The organism is Faecalibacterium sp. I2-3-92 (genome assembly GCF_023347315.1).
Taxonomy (GTDB): Bacteria; Bacillota; Clostridia; order Oscillospirales; family Ruminococcaceae; genus Faecalibacterium; species Faecalibacterium duncaniae.
In genome coordinates, this window is the sequence record NZ_CP094470.1 from 697259 (window position 1) to 713311 (window position 16053).

Here is a 16053-nt window from a genome sequence, read left to right on the forward strand (position 1 = left end):
GATGACAAGTCAAGATAATTTTGCAGTCCGGTTCGCCAAACATAAGGACGAGCTGGAATGGTTGTTCATGGAACTGTATCACAACCGGGAAGGGCTCGAAGTTCTGGAACAGGAGATGGCAGAAGCCTACAACGCCCGCAGTGCCGAGCTGAAAGCACTGGACAAGGCACGTTCTGCTGATCTCTGCAGGTGAGCATGACCAAAATGATCCTCCATATCAAGCTTCTGCTAACAATGTTAATACGTCCTAACATCGGTAAAAACCATTGAAAAAGTCCGAAAGCGTGCTACAATACAGAGATAAAGAGCCTGCCCCCGCTCAAGGGGATGGGCGCTCAGATAGGAAACACAGAAACGAGGGGTAAATATGTTTGATACAAAAAAGCTTGCACTGTTTTTGGGTGGTGTAGTGTTCGGCTCTGCCGGCTTCAAGGTGCTGTCCAGCAAGGATGCCAAAAAGGTCTACACCCAGACTACCGCTGCGGTGCTGCGGATGAAGGACTGCACCATGCAGACTGTGAACAAGGTGCAGGAAGAGGCCGGTGACATCCTTGCCGATGCAAAGGCCATCAACGAGAGCCGCGCCGCCGAGGCTGCACAGGAGGTCATCGAGGATACGGCTGAACAGCCCGCAGAGCAGACTGCACAGTGATACAACGCAGCGGAGCCGCCCTTGGGCGGCTCTTTTTTACGCAGAGGGGTAAGAAAAGCAATGAAATGTACGATCTTACATGAAGGTAAGGGACGGATGCGGGTGCACGTCTGCGCCGTGCAGATGACCCTGCACCGGGCAGATGTGCTGGAAGCCTACCTGAACGGGCAGGACAACATTCAAAAAGCCACCGTCTACGAGCGCACCGGAGATGTGGTGCTGACCTACCGGGGCAGCCGGAAGGATGCCGCCGCCCTGCTGGCGGCCTACCGCTTTGACAACGAAGAGTTAGAGGTGCTGGTCACTTCCCACGATAGCCGGAAAATCAATCAGGAATATCAGGAGAAGATGGTCAACCTTGTGGCGGGCCGGGTGTTCCGCAAGGTGTTCCTGCCCGCGCCCATTGCGGCGGCATATACGGTATGGCGCTCCATCGCCTTTGTCTGGAAGGGTATCCGCTGCCTGCTGCACCGCAAGCTGGAGGTAGAGGTGCTGGATGCGCTCAGCATCACCGCCTCCCTCCTGCGGGGCGATTACAGCACCGCAGGGTCGGTGATGTTCCTGCTGACGGTGGGCAGCCTGCTGGAGGAGTGGACGAGGAAAAAGAGCTTGGACGACCTGGCTCGCAGCATGGCGCTGAACGTGGATAAGGTCTGGGTGCGCACCCCGCAGGGCGAGGTGTTGGTACCGCTGACCCGTGTCCACGCCGGGGACGAAGTGGTGGTGCGCTCCGGCAACATGATCCCGCTGGACGGCATGGTGCTGGAAGGCGAAGCTATGGTGAACCAAGCTGCCCTGACCGGCGAGTCCATGCCGGTGCGCAAGACCACCGGTGCTACCGTCTACGCCGGAACGGTGGTGGAAGAGGGCGAATGCGTCCTTGTGGCTAAAGCTGAGGGCGGTGCCAACCGCTACGATAAGATCGTGGCCATGATCGAGGAATCGGAAAAGCTCAAGTCTGGCACCGAAAATCGGGCTTTGCAGCTGGCCGACCGTCTGGTGCCGTGGTGCCTTGCCGGTACGGTGGCTACCTATGCCTTTACCCGCAACGTCACCCGGGCCATCTCCATCTTGATGGTGGACTTCTCCTGTGCGCTGAAGCTTTCCATGCCGCTGGCAGTGCTCTCTGCCATGCGGGAGTGCGGGGAATATCACATCACCGTAAAGGGCGGCAAGTATCTGGAAGCGTTGGCAAAGGCGGACACCATCGTGTTCGATAAGACCGGCACCCTCACCCGTGCCACCCCACAGGTGGTGCAGATAGTGCCTTTCTCCGGCTGCGGGGAGCAGGAGGTATTGCAGCTTGCCGCCTGTCTGGAAGAGCATTTCCCCCATTCCATGGCAAACGCCGTCGTCCGTGCTGCCAAGGAGCGGGGAATTTCTCACGAAGAGATGCACTCCGAGGTGGAGTACATCGTGGCCCATGGCATTGCCAGCCGGGTAGGGGGCAAGCGGGTGGTCATCGGCAGCGCCCACTTTATTTTCGAGGACGAGGGCTGCACCATCCCGGCAGGGGAACAGGCAAAGTTTGATGGGCTGGATCCGCAGTATTCCCACCTGTATCTGGCAGCATCCGGGGTGCTGGTGGGGGTCATCTGTATTGCAGACCCCCTGCGCCCGGAGGCGGCACAGGTGCTGCGCCAGCTCCAAAAGCTGGGCATCACTCAGACCGTTATGATGACCGGCGACAGTGACCGCACTGCCCGCGCCATTGCGGCGCAGGTGGGGGTAGACCGCTGCTTTGCGGAGGTGCTGCCGGAGGATAAAGCCGCCTTTGTCCGCAACGCCAAAGCCGAGGGACATACCGTTGTGATGATCGGCGACGGCATCAACGATTCGCCCGCTTTGTCGGCGGCAGATATCGGCATCGCCATCCATTCCGGTGCCGCCATCGCCCGGGAGATTGCCGATGTGACCATCCGCGCGGATAGTCTGGAAGAGCTGGTGACCTTAAAAGCCATTGCCAACGCCCTGCAAAAGCGGGTGGGCAGCAATTACCGCTTTGTGCTCAGCTTCAACTCGGCCCTCATCCTTCTGGGGGCTCTGGGCATCCTGCCCCCTGCCACCAGTGCGATGCTGCATAACCTTTCCACCCTTGGCATCAGCCTGCGCAGCATGACAGACCTGTTGGAGCAGAAGCCTTCCCTGTGAAAATAGTACACCGGAGCGTCCGCAGATGCTCCGGTGTACCGAAATGATAGCTCTTTCCACAGAAAGCAGTGAATCTTCTACAAGAAACTGCTGGATGCTGGGATGACGCAAAGTAAAAACGGTTACTTCCCCAGATGCCAGATGTCACGGTCGTACTCGGCAATGGTGCGGTCGGAGGAGAACATCCCGGCTTTGGCAATGTTCACCAGACACTTGCGCCGCCAGCCCATGGGGTCGCAGGCGTAATCGCTGAGGGCCTGCCCTTTGCGGACGACATAGGCGTTGAAGTCCGGCAGGGTCTGGAACCAGTCCTTGTGGATCAGCTCATTGTGCAGGCGGGTCAAATTTTCAGCATGGCCGGCAGCCAGCATCTCCGGGCCGGTGAGGAAGCTGATGGCGCGGCGGATGTTGGCATCGCCCTCCACCCACTGGGCCGGGTCGTAATCGCCCACGGCGTAGCGGTGAATGACCTGATCGGAGGTCTGGCCGAAGATATAAATGTTCTCTTCGCCCACCTGCTGGCTGATCTCCACATTGGCACCATCCATGGTGCCAAGCGTCAGCGCACCGTTCAGCATGAACTTCATGTTGCCGGTGCCGGAGGCCTCCTTGGAGGCAAGGCTGATCTGCTCAGACAGGTCACAGGCAGGGATGAGCTTTTCGGCAGCGGTGACGTTGTAATTTTCCACAAATACCACCTGCAGCCACTTGGACACCTCCGGGTCTGCGGCGATGACCTTGGAGAGGGTCAGCAGGGCATGGATGATGTCCTTGGCAATGGTGTAGGCAGGAGCAGCCTTGGCACCAAAGATGCTCACCAGCGGCATGGCAGGCAGGTGCCCTGCCTTGATCTCGTAATACTGATGGATGAGGTACAGCAGGTTCAGCTGCTGACGCTTATACTCGTGCAGCCGCTTGGACTGGATATCGAACATGGCATCGGGATTTACTGCCACCTTCTGGGTGCGCAGCAGCCAGTCTGCCAGCGCTGCCTTGTTGGCCTTTTTCACGGCGGTCAACTCGCCCAGCACGGCTTCGTCGTCGGCGAAGGCCAGTAGCTTCTCCAACTCGGCAGCGTCCTTGCGGAAGCCGGAACCGATGTGCTTTTCCAGCGTGGCGGTCAGGCGCAGGTCACATTCCAGCAGCCAGCGGCGGAAGGTGATGCCATTGGTCTTGTTGTTGAACTTTTCCGGGTACAGCTCATAGAAGCCGTGCAGCTCGGAATTTTTCAGGATCTCGGTGTGCAGCGCTGCCACGCCGTTGGTGGAATGGGTGAAGTGGATGTCCATGTGGGCCATGTGTACCCGGTCATCCTTGTCGATGATGGCAAGGCTCTCGTCCTCGGTGCGGGTGCGGGCCAGTGCGTCCAGCTTTTCAATGATGGGCATCAGCTGGGGCACCACTGCATCCAGATAGGCGCGGGGCCACTTTTCCAGTGCCTCAGCCAGAATGGTGTGGTTGGTGTAGGCGCAGGTCTTGGTAACGATCTCCACAGCTTCCTCAAACTCAATGCCCCGCTGCCCCAGCAGCCGGATCAGCTCCGGGATGACCATGCTGGGGTGAGTGTCGTTGATCTGGATGGCGGCGTAGTCGGCCAGATCGTGGTAATTGCAGCCCCGGGCGGCGCACTCTGCCAGAATGAGCTGGGCACCGGCAGAAACCATGAGGTACTGCTGATACACCCGCAGACGGCGGCCTGCCTCATCGGAGTCGTCCGGGTAGAGGAACAGGGTCAGGTTCTTGTCGATGGCGGTCTTGTCAAAGGCAATGCCGTCATGGACGATGCTCTCGTCGATGGTATCCAGATCGAACAGATTCAGGGTGTTGGTGCGCCCCTCGTAACCGGTGACAGCCAGCTTGTACAGCCGGGCAGTGTATTCCTTGCCCGCCAGCTCCACCGGGTAGGTCACATCGGTCTTTTCGGCCCAGCTGTGGGCGGTGAGCCAGGGGTCGGGCTTTTCGTTCTGCACACCATCCTCAAAGGACTGGTGGAACAGGCCAAAGTGATACCGCAGGCCCACGCCGTCGCCGGGCAGGTTCAGCGTTGCCAGCGAATCCAGGAAGCAGGCTGCCAGACGGCCCAGACCACCGTTGCCGAGAGAAGGCTCCGGTTCCACTTCCTCAATATCGGAAAGACGCTTTCCGGCAGCGGCCAGTGCATCCCGGGCTTCTTCGTACAGCCCCAGATTGATGAGGTTGTTAGACAGCAGCTTGCCGATGAGAAATTCGGCGCTGATATAGTACAGCTTGCGGCCGGTAACGGGCTGCACGCGGTCGGCACTCTTCTGCCGCACCAGCTCCAGCAGTGCCAGATACAGCTCCTGATCGGTGCAGTCCGCCAGCAGCTTTCCGGTGAGGCTCTGTAATGTTTCGGTAAAGCTCATAATGGATCCTCCTTTGTTTTCAGATACACCTTACGGAAAACAGGTTTGACATTTATAATGCAAGATATAACAGATAAAACAATCGAAATCTTGCCTTAAAGGAGCAAATTATGGTACAATCCTATCATCTGGAGGTGAGATGATGCATAATCAGGCTTCTTTGCAGGAAACCAAGCAGCACGGGGCCGTGCGGTTCCCCTTCAATCTGTATCCCTGCACCATTCCGGGAGATTTCCCGCAGGTGGCACTGCACTGGCAGGAGAGCATGGAGCTGGTCTTTGTCAAGCGGGGCGCGGGGCTGGTGCAGGTGGGCGCTGCGTCCTGCCCGGCCTATCAGGGGGATATCTTTATTTTTACGCCCGGCACCCTTCACGCCCTGCGGCAGGCAGAGGGGCAGCGCATGGAATACGAGAACATTATCTTTGAGCTGGAGCTTCTGGGCGGTGCGGAGGACCTTTGCGCCGAAAAATACCTGCTTCCGCTCCAGAGCGGGCGGCTGCTGCTGCCTGTGCGGCTGACTCCCAACGACCTGTGTTATCTCCAGGCCGCCGCCTGCCTGCGGGAGGTGGAGGAAGCCAACCGTGCCAAGCTTCCCGGCTATGAGCTGCTGGTCAAAGGAGCACTGCTGCGCTTTCTCTCACTGCTCATTGCGCAGGGGAAACAGCAGTTCCCCGCGGAAACTGCCGATACCCAGCGGCTGAAAGCCGTTCTGCAATGGATCTCTGTCCATTATGCCGAGGGGCTTCGGGTCGCCGATGCCGCCGGGGTCTGCTCCTTCAGTTCCAGCCACTTCATGCGCTGGTTCCGGCAGATGACAGGGCAGAGCTTTGTTGCCTTTCTGAACGAATACCGGCTGAATGCCGCTGCCGAAGCGCTGCATGCTACGGACGAGACGGTGCTGACGATCGCTTCCCGGTGCGGGTTTGAAAACCTCTCCTATTTTAACCGGGCATTCAAGGCGCATTTTGGCATGACTCCGCGGGAGTACCGGAAAAAATAAACAAAATGAGGCCGTTCCGCTTCTCTGAGAAAGAGAGGGAACGGCCTCATTGTTTTGATCAGACTTCCGGTGGGCAGCAGCTCTCCCGGGGGATGAGCTTGTGCGGCACAAGGATCTTTGTTGCCAGCAGATTCGGGTTCTCGATGTGGTTGATGGTCTGGCTGGCGGCCTCCATGCCCAGCTGATAGGGGTTCACATCCACGGTGGTCAGCTGGGGGCTGGTGATGCGGGAGAACAGGGAATTGTTGAAGGAAACGATGGAAAGGTCCTTCGGGACGCGCAGCCCCAGTTTGCCGCAGAACTGTTCCAGCACCACGGCCAGAATGTCATCGCTGACCAGCATGGCTGTGGGATGGTCCGGTGCGGTGAGAAGAGACTTCAGTGGCTCCTCGTAAGCATCGTTCAGGGTATTGACCTCCACACAGTCCTCCTCCCGGGGGGTGATGCCGTGCTTGAGCAGGGACATCTGGTAGCCGCGCCTGCGCTCTGCCGAAAACAGCATGGCGTTGCTGACACCAAAATAGGCAATGCGGCGGTGGCCCATTTCATAGAGGTAATCGGTGGCTTCCTCACCGGCAAGGGCGTTGTCGTTGTCGATATAGATGGTCTGATTTGCAGACTGCGCCGCCTTGCCCACAATGACATGGAGCAGCCCTTCGCTGCGCAGGTAGGCTGCCACCGGGCAGTCCTTTTTGGAATAGAGCAGGATAAAGCCATCTGCCTGCGCGTTGGCCACCATGCTCTGGATGGCATCCAGAACCTCTGCATCGTCCTGCCCGGTGATGACGGTGTTCACATACCTCCGCTGGTTGCAGAACTGCCCGATGCCGCGGATGATCTCCAGATGGAAGGCGTTCTCGTAGACATCCCTCTGGGAGGAGGGCAGAATGATGCCGATGGTCTTGGAAAAGGCCTCCACCGGTTCGGCCTCAAAGTTCGGCTCATAGCCCAGCTGTGCCATAATGCGGCGCACCCGCTCCTTGGTTTCCCGGCTGATGGAAGGGCTGTCCTTGCAGGTGCGGGACACCGTGGAAGGCGAAACCCCCGCCGCTGCTGCCACATCCTTGATGGTAACTGCCATAGTCTGTTCCTCCCTGATGTAATAGGTCTATTGTAAAGCGGTTTGCACGCAATGTCAATGATTTGCGCACGAGTTTGCGCAGAGTATGCAACTGCGCCCTTTGCGCACTTTCGATGTTTTCAACAAAGAAACTTGCGGGCTGTTGTGCAAAAAGAAGAAAATATATTTTTGACCTAGAAAACTCTTGTAAAAATTGCAGAGTTGGATTATTCTTGTTGCGTAAAGTTACGCAACTGAAGCGCAACGATTGCGTAAAATGGCGCAAAAGGAAACAAGGAGGAACATTATGGCAACAACACAAGCAGCTCCGGGGAAAAAGGGGCTTATCAACTTTGACTTCTTACAGAAGCTGGGCAAGGTGCTGATGACCGTCATCGCCGTCATGCCTGCTGCCGGCCTGATGATCAGTCTGGGCAAGCTGGTGCAGATGGGCGGCGGTGACATTGCGGCAGTTATGACCATTGGCACCACCATGGAAAACATTGGCTGGGCGGTCATCAACAATCTGCACATCCTGTTTGCCGTGGCCATCGGCGGCAGCTGGGCAAAGGAGCGTGCCGGCGGTGCTTTTGCGGCTGTGCTGGCATTTGCCCTCATCAATGTCATCACCGGCAACATCTTCGGTGTCACCAGCGCCATGCTGGAAGACCCCAACGCCGTGACCCACACCCTGTTCGGGCGGGAGATCGCCGTCAACGGCTACTTCACCTCTGTGCTGGGTGCCCCGGCCCTGAACATGGGCGTGTTCGTGGGCATTATTGCCGGTTTTGTGGGCGGCGTGGCTTACAATAAATACTATAACTTCCGCAAGCTGCCGGATGCACTGGCCTTCTTCAACGGCAAGCGCTTTGTGCCTATGGTGGTCATTGCCTATTCTGTGGTCATTTCCATGGTGCTGGCACTGTTCTGGCCTGTGGTCCAGACCGGCATCAACAACTTCGGCATCTGGATCGCAAACTCTTCCGAGACTTCTCCCGTTCTGGCTCCGTTCATCTATGGCACGCTGGAGCGTCTGCTGCTGCCCTTCGGCCTGCACCACATGCTGACCATCCCCATGAACTACACTTCCTTCGGCGGCACCTACACCATTGCCACCGGTGTCAATGCGGGCAGTCAGGTGTTTGGCCAGGACCCGCTGTGGCTGGCATGGGCCAACGACCTCATCAACTTCAAGAAAGCCGGCGACATGGCCGCTTACAACAACCTGCTGACCACCGTTACCCCCGCCCGCTTCAAGGTGGGCCAGATGATCGGTGCAACCGGTCTGCTGCTGGGCATTGCGCTGGCCATGTTCCGCCGTGTGGATGCCGACAAGCGCGCAAAGTATAAGTCTATGTTCATCTCCACCGCGCTGGCTGTGTTCCTGACCGGTGTGACTGAGCCGCTGGAATTCATGTTCATGTTCTGCGCCATGCCGCTGTACATCGTGTACGCACTGCTGCAGGGCTGTGCCTTTGCCATGGCAGGCATCATCCATCTGCGCCTGCACTCTTTCGGCAATCTGGAATTCATCACCCGTATCCCCATGTCCCTGCAGGCCGGTCTGGGCGGCGACATCATCAACTTTGTGCTCTGCGTGGTGGCGTTCTTTGTCATCGGCTATTTCGTGGCCTATTTCATGATCGGCAAGCTCAAGCTGGCAACGCCGGGCCGTCTGGGCAACTACACCGATGACAACGCGGACGATGCTGCAGCCGATACCAAGGCCGAGAAGAAGGCAGATAAAAAGTCCGATAACGGCCAGGCCGAGCGCATCATCGCCCTGCTGGGCGGCCGGGAGAACATTGTGCTGGTGGATGCCTGCATGACCCGTCTGCGTGTTACCGTGAAGGACCCTGCCAAGGTGGCCGACCTTGCCGCATGGAAGGCCGAGGGTGCTCTGAGCCTGCTGGTGAAGGGCGACGGCATTCAGGCTGTGTACGGCCCCAAGGCAGACGTTCTGAAATCTGACATCAATGATATTCTGTAAAAAACTATGAAACTGCTGACTTTGAATACCCACAGCCTCATCGAGCCGGACTATGAGGCAAAACGGAAGATCTTTGTAGACTTTATCGCCAGGGAGCAGCCGGAGGTGTTCGCCCTGCAGGAGGTGAACCAGACCGCCGCCGCTCCGCTGCTGGGAGAGATTCCGGCAAGGTATTATCCCTGCTCCGGCAATACAGTGCTGCTGAAAGCGGACAACCACGCCGCAGCCGTGGCCCGGATGCTGGAAAAGCAGGGCGTGCAGTACCATTGGAGCTGGCTTCCGGCAAAGATCGGCTACGACAGGTACGATGAGGGCGCGGCAGTGTTCAGCCGTGCACCCATCACCGCCGCTGAAAACCTGCTGCTGAGCAAGTCCGATGATTACAGCTGCTGGAAGACCCGCCGCACCCTGGGCATCTGCGCAGGAGATGTCTGGTATTACACAGTGCATCTGGGCTGGTGGAAGGACGAAGTGGAACCTTTTGCCGCCCAGTGGGAAACGCTGTCCCGGGCGGCAGGCGCAAAAAAGACCGCCTTTCTGCTGGGAGACTTCAACAGCGAGGCCGACGTGCGGGGCGAGGGCTACGACCTTGTGCTCCGCAGCGGCTGGCAGGACACCTACCGTCTGGCACAGCAGCGGGACGAGGGCTACACCGTCATGCAGGCCATTGATGGCTGGCGGGATGCCCCGGATGCGGCGGCAAAAAAGCGCATTGACCAGATCTGGTGCTCCCAGGCGATCGCTGTAAAAAGCACCCGGGTGGTGTTCGACGGCTTGCGGGAGCCGCAGGTATCCGACCACGCGGGTGTTCTGATCGAGTTATAAAGGAAGAGGGAAATGAAGATGCAGAGAAGTGCAGGTATTTTGCTGCCCGTCAGCAGTCTGCCGTCCCCTTACGGCATCGGCTGCTTTTCGCAGGAAGCATACGACTTTGTGGACTGGCTCAAGGAAGCCGGGCAGACTTACTGGCAGATCCTTCCGCTGGGTGTGACAAGCTACGGCGACAGCCCCTATCAGAGCTTTTCTGCCTTTGCGGGTAATCCGTATTTCATCAGCCTGGACGCACTGGTGGAGGAAGGGGTGCTGACCGCCGCCGAGTGCAAAAAGGCAAACTTTGGCCGCAAGGCAGATGATATCGACTACAGCCGCCTGTATGCCGAGCGGGGCCGCCTGCTGCGGCTGGCCTACTCCCGCAGCGACATCGGCCACAACGAAGCGTTTACAGCCTTCTGCGAGAAAAACAAGTGGTGGCTGGACGATTTTGCTCTGTTCATGGCGGTGAAGGGCCGCTTTGAGGGCAAGCCGTGGATCGAGTGGGCCGAGGATATCCGTCTGCGCTGGCAGCCCGCGATGGACTATTACCGCCGGGAGCTGTATTTTGAGGTGGAGTACCACAAATATCTCCAGTTCAAGTTCGACCAGCAGTGGCGCAGGCTGAAGGCCTACGCCAACAGCAAGGGCATCCGGATCATCGGCGATATCCCCATCTATGTGGCGCTGGATTCGGCGGACGCATGGGCAAACCCGGGTCTGTTCCAACTGGACAAGGACAATATTCCCACGGCGGTGGCTGGCGTTCCCCCGGATGGCTTTTCGCCCACCGGCCAGCTCTGGGGCAATCCGCTCTACCGCTGGGAAGCCCACCGCGCAACCGGCTATCAGTGGTGGATCACCCGCCTGTGGTACTGCTTCGAGCTTTACGATGTGGTGCGCATCGATCACTTCCGCGGCTTCGATGAGTATTTCTCCATCCCCTACGGCAGCGAGACTGCCGCACCGGGCCACTGGGAAAAAGGCCCCGGCATCGAGCTGTTTCGTGCTGTGGAGCAGGCACTGGGCAAACGGGAGATCATTGCGGAGGATCTTGGCTACATGAGCGACACCGTGCGTCAGCTGGTGCGGGACAGCGGTTTCCCTGGCATGAAAGTGCTGGAATTTGCCTTTGACTCCCGGGATACCGGCAGCGCCAGCGACTACCTGCCCCACAACTATCCGGTGAACAGCGTAGCCTATACCGGTACCCACGACAACGAAACGCTGGTATCCTGGTACCAGACCATCACCGGTGCGGAGCGCGCCATGGTGCGGGATTATCTGTTCGACTACGCCACCCCGGAGGAGCAGCTCTATAAAAGCATGATCGCACTGATCCTGCGCAGCGCAGCGGCGACCTGCATCATTCCCATGCAGGACTGGCTGGGGCTGGATAACTCCGCCCGCATCAATCAGCCTTCCACCGTGGGCCAGAACTGGCGCTGGCGGCTGAAAAAGCCCCAGCTGACCAAGAAGCTCCAAAAGGAGATCTGCCAGCTGACCACCCGTTACGGGCGGAAGAATTGGGCGTAACTGCATTAAAACCATAAAACCCCATGTCCGGGCCGTTCACACAACAGTCTGGGCATGGCTCCATCATTGTAAAGGTCATCAAGCAGTACAATTCCGCTCCCGTGGGTGACTATCTCAACTGATTGCTCCCTGACAAAAAGGCCGCTTCCGTTCAAAAACGGAGGCGGCCTTTTGCGTCCGGCAGATCTACCACTGGTTAAAATGTACCCGGTCATCCTCATAGCGGCTCTCACGCGGGGCAGTTAGGTCTGCTTCCGGGTAGCCAAGGGCGATGATGGAGTGGGGCACAATGGTCTCCGGCAGAGCGAACAGCTTTTGCTGGGCCTCTACCCGGTCCATCTGGGGCCAGGTGCCCAGCCAGACTGCGCCAAGCCCCAGCTCCTGTGCAGCAAGGCAGATGTTCTGGGCGGCAATGGCTCCGTCAATGATCCAGTAGTCCTTTGCAAAGCGGAACGCACGGTCAAGGTCGCCGCAAACGAGGATACCGGCGGCAGCTTTCCGCAGCGGCTCGGCAGGGCGGCCATTGGCATCGGCCATCTGTGCCAGCTTTTCCGGGTCGGTCACCACCACGAAAGACCAGTCCCGTGCATTGACGCAGCTGGGTCCGCTCATGGCCGCTTCCAGCAGCTGGTGCAGTGTTTCGCTTTTGATGGGCTTGTCGGTGAATTCCCGGCAGCTGCGCCGGGTGAGAATGGCATCCAGAGTGTTCATAGATCAGTGCCTCCTGTTTTGATTTGCCCCAGTATAGCACAGTGATCATTCCTCGGCTTCGGCCTTTGCAGTTTCAAAGAAGGCCCGGATCTTATCCACCTGGATCTGTGCCACGGCCCGGCCGGTCTCGTAGACGCGGCGCAGCTGGTCGGGGTCACGCTCCATGGCACCGATCTCCAGCGGGATGGGCGGGCGGATAACGTAATCCTTGCCGGACTGCTCCAGCATGGAGATGTAGCTCAGGGTTTCGTTGTAGCGCTCGTGGCGGTCAGCCACAGCCTCCACAAAGGCGGGATAGCGCAGATACCGTGCCCGGATGGCGGGCAGCATGGGATTCTTCTTTTTCACAAACCCCTTGGGCTGGGTCAGGATGATGAGGTTCCGCTTGTAGCCGATGGACTCAAAGAAGCGGATGGGGATGGAATCGGCAACGCCGCCGTCCAGCAGACCGTAATGGCCGATCTTGACGATCTTTGCGGCCAGCGGCATGGATGCCGAAGCTTCCATCCAGCGCACATCCTCCGCATCACCGGTGCGGCACTTATAATAGATGGGGTCGCCGGTGCGGACATCGGTGCAGACTACAAAGTAATCCATGGGGGATTCCCGGAAAGCCTTGTCGTCGAACGGGTCGAGCTTTTCGGGCACCTCGTGGTAGCAGAAATCCTCGCTGTACAGGTTGCCGGTGCGCAGCAGGTTGCGGAAGCTGGCATAGCGTTTGTCGTTGCAATAGGTGGTGTTGTAGCGGATGGTCCGCCCGATCTGGTGGGATTTGTAGTTGCAGCCGAACACTGCTCCCGCCGAAACACCTACCATGCCGTCTACCGTGATGCCCTGCTCCATCAGAACATCCAGAACACCGGCAGTGAACATGCCCCGCATGGCACCGCCTTCCAGGATCAATCCGGTCTTCATACGCGTGATACTCCTTCTCCTCACAATGCATCCCGCCCGAACAGGCGGCAGGATGCAGAAAACGGGCACCTCTCCCTGTGCCCGGAGCGCCCCGGAAATCCACCCGGAGCCGTTGCTTCCAGTATACTCAAATTTTGCTGAAAAACAAGAGAGAAAATGCCAAAAGACCTTGAAAACAGGGGGGCAAATCCGGTATACTAGGTAAAATCAAAATGCAGTACCAAAGCTTGGAGGAAGAGACGGATATGAAACTGCTGGAAGAACGCATTCAGAGAGACGGGATCGTGCGCGAGGGCAATGTGCTGAAGGTGGACAGCTTCATCAACCACCAGATGGACATCCCCCTGTTCCGCGAGATGGCAAAGGAGTGGAAGCGCCTGTTTGCAGGCAAGCCCGTCAACAAGGTGCTGACCATTGAGGCCAGCGGCATCGGCATTGCCGCCGTGGTTGCCAGCGAGTTCAATGTTCCTGTGGTGTTTGCCAAAAAGTCCATGAGCATCAACCTGGATTACGACAACTATGAGACCAAGATCCAGTCTTTCACCCACAAGAAGATCTACAACGTCATTGTCTCCAAAAAGTTCCTCACCGCAGAGGACCATGTCCTGATCATCGATGACTTCCTGGCAAACGGCTGTGCCCTGATGGGCCTGCTGGATCTGGCCAAGGAGGCCGGAGCCACGGTTGAGGGCATTGGCATTGCCGTGGAAAAGGGCTTCCAGCAGGGCGGCGAGCTCATCCGCAGCAAGGGCATCCAGCTGGAGAGCCTTGCCATTGTGGAATCCATGAACAGCGAGACCGGCGAGATCAAGTTCCGCGAGCAGCCGCACCAGAACTGAAAACAAGCAATTCAAGACCGCTTCGGCGGTCTTTTTTGCTGCCCGTTTTCAGGCCCCGTCAAAACTGTCGCCGTCAGCGGGGAGGTCTGCGGCGGTCTCTGCTGTGGAGGCAGCCGGGGCTTCCGTGGCGCGGGGCACGCCCCTGTACACCAGCGTCTGCTCCAGCACTTCGGCACAGACCGGGGCCGACAGGCTGCCGCCTGCGGTCGTCCAGCTGTGGGGTTCGTCCAGGCAGATCAGGCAGAGAAACTGCGGATCGTCGATGGGAGCCACCGCCACAAAGCTGGCAATGCGGGCTTTTTCGTCGGCGCTGTCCAGCTTCTGGCTGGTGCCGCTTTTTCCGCCTACCCGGTAGCCCGGGATCTGGGCGTTCCGTCCACCGCCGTGGAGCACCACGGCCTCCATCATCTCCCGCATGGTCTGGCTGGTCTCTGCCTTGAGCACCTGCCGTTTGCAGACAGGGGAAAGCTGCTCAATGGTACTGCCGTCCGGGGCCAGGATCTCCGAGACGACGTAGGGCTGCATCAGCTTTCCCCCGTTGACCACGGCGCAGACTGCCGCCGCCATTTCCAGATAGGAGATCTTGCTGCTCTGCCCAAAGGCACAGGAGGCCAGCTCCACCGGGCCCATCCGGTCGGCGGTATAGTACAGGCTCTTTTTCGGCTCGGCGGGCAGGTCGATGCCAGTGGGCTCCCGCAGGCCGAAGGCGGCAAAATAATCGCAGAAGGCCTCCCTGCCCAGCCGGGCCCCGATCTGGATGAAGCTCTGGTTGCAGGAATTTTCCAGCGCCTGGGTCACGCTCTGGGTCCCATGGCGCTTGTGGTTGGCACAGTGGAAGCGGGTGCCTGCCACCGAGATGGATTCCCCGCAGTAGAAGCTGGAATGCTTTGTGATGGCTCCGGCATCCAGCGCCGCCGCGCAGGTGATGAGCTTGAACACGCTGCCCGGCTCGTACAGGTCGCTGACGGCCTTGTTCCGCCACTGGGTCTGCTGGGCCAGCTGTAAAGCGGCCTTGCGCGCATCACCGGTCAGGGCTTCCACGGTGTTCCGGGCGGCGGTGTCGGCAATGACACGGGGCTCGTTGGGGTCGTAGGAGGGCGTGGTGGACATGGCCAGCACGGCCCCGGTGTTCACATCCATAATGATTCCCACGGCCCGCGCCGCTACATGGTGCTCCTGCACGGCGTAGGACAGCGCATTTTCAAGGTAGTGCTGGATACAGCTGTCGATGGTGAGCCGCAGGCCGTCCCCCTCGGTGGGAAAATGCTCGGTCTCGTAGCTCTGCTCCAGTGTGTAGCCCCAGGCGTTGACAGCTGTGAGCACCACGCCGTTTTCCCCGGTGAGCAGATCATCATATTTCAGTTCCAGCCCAGCCACCCCTGCGTTGTCCACATTGGTGAACCCCAGCACCGAAGCCAGAAACGCTCCCTGCGGATACCAGCGCTTGCTGTCCTGATTGATACGGATGCCGGTGATGCTGTTTTCTTCGCAAAAGTCCCGCACAGCATCGGCTGCGGCACGGTCCACCCGGTAGCGGAGCAGGCAATCGTTGGAGCGGCGGTCGCTGAATTTTTCCAGCAGGGCCGCTTCGTCCAGCGCTAAGATCTCCGCAAGGCCGTGGGCGGCAAGGGTGATTTTCTCTTCCGGCATCTCCCGGGGCGAGGCCCGCAGGGTCCAGCAGCTGCTGTTGGCGGCCAGCAAAAGGCCGTCGGCGCTGTAAATACGCCCCCGGTCTGCGGAGACCACGGTGTCCCGCAGCTGCTGGCCCTGTGCGCGGTCGGCATAGAAGCCGTCGGTGCGCACCTGCAGGAAAAAGAGCCGCACGGCCAGCCCCAGGCAGACGGCACAGAACAGCACCGCCACGGCCCGTGCCCGGCGGCGGAATCCACGCTCGGGCAGGGTGCGGAGAACTTTGGGCATAGAAACTCTCCCTTCTTGAATAAGCCCTGCTCTGTCCAACCTCTCAGTCGCAGGCTTCGCCGCGACAGCTCCCCTAGTAGGGGAG

General features: G+C 58.9%; 13 protein-coding genes. 8 read left to right on the top strand and 5 right to left on the bottom strand.

Annotated elements, in window-relative coordinates; genetic code table 11:
• Window position 1 precedes the first annotated feature (1 nt).
• The 3 genes from MTP42_RS03265 to MTP42_RS03275 all read left to right on the top strand — a co-directional run bounded on the left by MTP42_RS03265 (window position 2) and on the right by MTP42_RS03275 (window position 2803).
• Window positions 2-193, top strand: coding sequence for a hypothetical protein (locus tag MTP42_RS03265; protein WP_249257962.1), 192 nt, complete (start codon window positions 2-4; stop codon window positions 191-193).
• A 174-nt stretch (window positions 194-367) separates the two neighbouring features.
• Window positions 368-652, top strand: coding sequence for a DUF6110 family protein (locus MTP42_RS03270; protein ID WP_005935684.1), 285 nt, complete (start codon window positions 368-370; stop codon window positions 650-652).
• Window positions 653-712: 60 nt separating this feature from the next.
• Entirely contained in the window at window positions 713-2803 is a 2091-nt protein-coding gene (locus MTP42_RS03275) for a heavy metal translocating P-type ATPase (RefSeq protein WP_249257963.1), read from the top strand.
• Window positions 2804-2925: 122 nt separating this feature from the next.
• Here MTP42_RS03275 and MTP42_RS03280 read toward each other — a convergent pair whose 3' ends face one another.
• Window positions 2926-5187: a glycogen/starch/alpha-glucan phosphorylase gene (locus MTP42_RS03280; RefSeq protein ID WP_249257964.1), complete on the bottom strand. Its 2262-nt coding sequence runs from the start codon at window positions 5185-5187 to the stop codon at window positions 2926-2928.
• 139 nt (window positions 5188-5326) lie between these two features.
• Between MTP42_RS03280 and MTP42_RS03285 the strand changes: the two genes are divergently transcribed.
• Window positions 5327-6187 (top strand): AraC family transcriptional regulator, encoded by an 861-nt coding sequence (locus MTP42_RS03285; protein ID WP_249257965.1) that lies wholly within the window; start codon window positions 5327-5329, stop codon window positions 6185-6187.
• A gap of 58 nt (window positions 6188-6245) precedes the next feature.
• Here MTP42_RS03285 and MTP42_RS03290 read toward each other — a convergent pair whose 3' ends face one another.
• The gene (locus tag MTP42_RS03290) at window positions 6246-7268 is read right to left on the bottom strand and encodes a LacI family DNA-binding transcriptional regulator (protein WP_117505715.1); all 1023 of its coding nucleotides are present in this window, start codon (window positions 7266-7268) and stop codon (window positions 6246-6248) included.
• Window positions 7269-7554: 286 nt separating this feature from the next.
• Between MTP42_RS03290 and MTP42_RS03295 the strand changes: the two genes are divergently transcribed.
• From MTP42_RS03295 to malQ, 3 genes are read left to right on the top strand one after another with little or no spacing between them, the layout of a single operon-like run.
• Window positions 7555-9237 carry a PTS transporter subunit IIBC gene (locus tag MTP42_RS03295; protein ID WP_156061842.1) on the top strand — a complete coding sequence of 561 codons (1683 nt, stop codon included), beginning with the start codon at window positions 7555-7557 and terminating at the stop codon, window positions 9235-9237.
• A 6-nt stretch (window positions 9238-9243) separates the two neighbouring features.
• The gene (locus tag MTP42_RS03300) at window positions 9244-10062 is read left to right on the top strand and encodes an endonuclease/exonuclease/phosphatase family protein (RefSeq protein WP_156061843.1); all 819 of its coding nucleotides are present in this window, start codon (window positions 9244-9246) and stop codon (window positions 10060-10062) included.
• 18 nt (window positions 10063-10080) lie between these two features.
• Window positions 10081-11583: a 4-alpha-glucanotransferase gene (gene malQ / locus MTP42_RS03305; RefSeq protein ID WP_156062006.1), complete on the top strand. Its 1503-nt coding sequence runs from the start codon at window positions 10081-10083 to the stop codon at window positions 11581-11583.
• 186 nt (window positions 11584-11769) lie between these two features.
• On the opposite strand, the gene MTP42_RS03310 is transcribed toward malQ, so the two are convergent.
• Both MTP42_RS03310 and MTP42_RS03315 read right to left on the bottom strand, forming a co-directional pair.
• A complete protein-coding gene (locus MTP42_RS03310; RefSeq protein ID WP_249257966.1) occupies window positions 11770-12294 on the bottom strand; it encodes a nitroreductase family protein in 525 nt (174 codons plus the stop codon).
• A 45-nt stretch (window positions 12295-12339) separates the two neighbouring features.
• Window positions 12340-13209, bottom strand: coding sequence for a patatin-like phospholipase family protein (locus MTP42_RS03315; RefSeq protein WP_249257967.1), 870 nt, complete (start codon window positions 13207-13209; stop codon window positions 12340-12342).
• A gap of 245 nt (window positions 13210-13454) precedes the next feature.
• Here MTP42_RS03315 and MTP42_RS03320 point away from each other — a divergent pair, with 245 nt between their 5' ends.
• Window positions 13455-14048, top strand: a complete 594-nt coding sequence (locus MTP42_RS03320; protein WP_035394911.1) for a xanthine phosphoribosyltransferase — start codon at window positions 13455-13457, stop codon at window positions 14046-14048.
• A gap of 48 nt (window positions 14049-14096) precedes the next feature.
• On the opposite strand, the gene MTP42_RS03325 is transcribed toward MTP42_RS03320, so the two are convergent.
• A complete protein-coding gene (locus MTP42_RS03325) occupies window positions 14097-15968 on the bottom strand; it encodes a peptidoglycan D,D-transpeptidase FtsI family protein (RefSeq protein WP_249257968.1) in 1872 nt (623 codons plus the stop codon).
• Between the last annotated feature and the right edge of the window lie 85 nt (window positions 15969-16053).